This is a genomic window from Hydrotalea sp., assembly GCA_030054115.1.
In the GTDB taxonomy this organism is placed as follows: Bacteria; Pseudomonadota; Alphaproteobacteria; order JASGCL01; family JASGCL01; genus JASGCL01.
Genome location: JASGCL010000084.1, coordinates 1 through 2279, shown reverse-complemented (window position 1 = coordinate 2279; position 2279 = coordinate 1). Strand labels below are relative to the sequence as shown.

The following is a 2279-nucleotide window of genomic DNA, read 5'->3' as shown; positions in this document are numbered from 1 at the left end:
CGAGGGGGCCGGATTTTTGTAATTGGTTGGCGGTGGTGTTTTGGCCGTCGTATTTTACATTGGCCAACCCATGAATGTAACGCAGATTAATGTCGCCGTGAAATAACCCATTGTCATATTCAACCGCAATTTCGGGCGCCAACACAAAACCCGCATCGTCCTTCGCCGAACCGCCCGGGGCGGCGCATGACGCGCTGGTCTCGGTCGCACTATCCTTCGTGCCATTCCATGTGCCGCCCCAAACAAGGCAAGCAACTTCGGGGGCGACGGCGCCATCAGCACCATTCGTAGCTATGGTAACCTTATCACTTTGATAAACAAGGGTTATACCATCTGATGACGTAACACCCAGGTCTTTTAACCATGTCGCAATCTGCTCATTCGTAACGGTCGTGGAAAAATTGGGGCATTTATTAGGGTTATTGTTCTGACTATCAATTGTGGAAACTATCCCCGTGTTTGTGTTATTGCATACGCTGGGGGCGGCGGCGGCTACTGGTACAGGGACGCTCCCCACTGATGATACAGTCGTTGTCTTATAAACCGCACCCCCCGCCACTTTGCGGCTTGCCCCGCCATTCACACCCTTGGCGGTTTGGGTGTCTTTGCCCCATGACACATCGGCCAGGCTCATGCCAACCCCCAAACCAACCTTCACGCCCCATTCTTTATTTTGGCCAAACGAAAACCGGTAACTGGGGGTAATGGTTAAAATATTATATGGGTTGGTGTAATCCATGCCACCATTCGACCATTTGCTGGTAAAGCCCAAATAATCACCCGAAACGCCAAACCCCGATTTGTGGGTCCAACCCAACCTTGCGCCGTAACCAACCGCGCCGTTGGCATTGCCCGTGCCAATGTCATTGCTGTCCCAATTGCTGGCGAAATTAAAAACATAACCCAAATTGGCGGTCAGGTTTATTTTCCCCGCCACCGCGTCAAACAGCGGGTTTTTCACGCCCCATTGGCCAGATGAATTGGCGGTTTTTGCGGTTTGCGTGGTTTGTGCCAGGGCGGTGGTGGTGAAAACCGCGCTGGATAACACGGATGTAATTAACAGCGCAAATAATTTTTGCGCTATCGCTTCGCTGTTTGAGCGCGAAGTTATTTTGGTGCGTAATTTATTTGTCATGATGGTTGATTGTTAAAAATTAACACCCAACCCCGCGCCGATGAAGAGGGCGAGGGGGCCGGATTTTTGCAATTGGTTGGCGGTGCCGTTTTGGCCGTCGTATTTCACATTGGCCAACCCATGAATGTAACGCAGATTAATGTCGCCGTGAAATAAACCATTGTCATATTCAACCGCAACCTCTGGCGCCAACACAAAACCCGCATCGTCCTTCGCCGAACCGCCCGTTGATGCACCCGCGACAACACATGACCCTGCGCCATTCGCAATGCCATTCCATGTGCCGCCCCAAACAAGGCAAGCAACCTCGGGGGCGACGGCGCCAGAGCCTGATACTATTAAAACACCCGAAGAACCGAGGGTCAAATCTACACCATCAGATGATGTAACGCCTAGGCCTTTCAGCCAATCTGCAATTTGGGCGTTCGTAACAGCATTCCCCGCCCCATTATTGCACTTGTTACGAACACCTGAACCAGCCAAGCTATCAGCTGTGTTCTGAAGCGCAGTAGCATTACCATCCGGGCCACAGACCGTTGGTTGCCACACGGGTGGGTTAGCACCGGCTGTAACAACAGATGCCTGATAAATCGCACCCCCCGCGACCTTGCGGCTTGCCCCGCCATTCACGCCCTTGGCGGTTTTGGTTGTCCCCCATGACACATCGGCCAGGCTCATCCCAATCCCCAAACCAACCTTCACACCCCATTCTTTATTTTGGCCAAACGAAAACCGGTAACTGGGGGTAATGGTTAAAATATTATATGGGTTGGTGTAATCCGTGCCACCATTCGACCATTTGCTGGTAAAGCCCAAATAATCACCCGAAATGCCAAACCCGGATTTATGGGTCCAACCCAACCTTGCGCCGTAACCAACCGCGCCGTTGGCATTGCCCGTGCCGATGTCATTGCCGTCCCAATTGCTGGCGAAATTAAAAACATAACCCAAATTGGCGGTCAGGTTTAATTTCCCCGCCACCGCGTCAAACAGCGGGTTTTTCACGCCCCATGATTTTTGCCCTACCGCTCCGCTGCTTGAGGGCGATGTGGCGGTTTGTGCCAGGGCGGTGGTGGTGGTGGTGGTTGTGCCGGCCAAGATGGTGGCCAGCAATAAAACCGAAGTATTTAACAGGTTGTTTTTT

The 2279-nt window shown here is 52.2% G+C and carries 2 protein-coding genes; both read right to left on the bottom strand.

Going from position 1 to position 2279, the window contains the following annotated elements:
- On the bottom strand, positions 1-1135 hold a 1135-nt coding region (locus QM529_07730), incomplete at its 3' end, for a hypothetical protein (GenBank protein MDI9314544.1).
- A 12-nt stretch (positions 1136-1147) separates the two neighbouring features.
- Positions 1148-2279, bottom strand: a 1132-nt coding sequence (locus QM529_07725; protein MDI9314543.1) for a hypothetical protein, incomplete at its 5' end; no start/stop codon positions are given.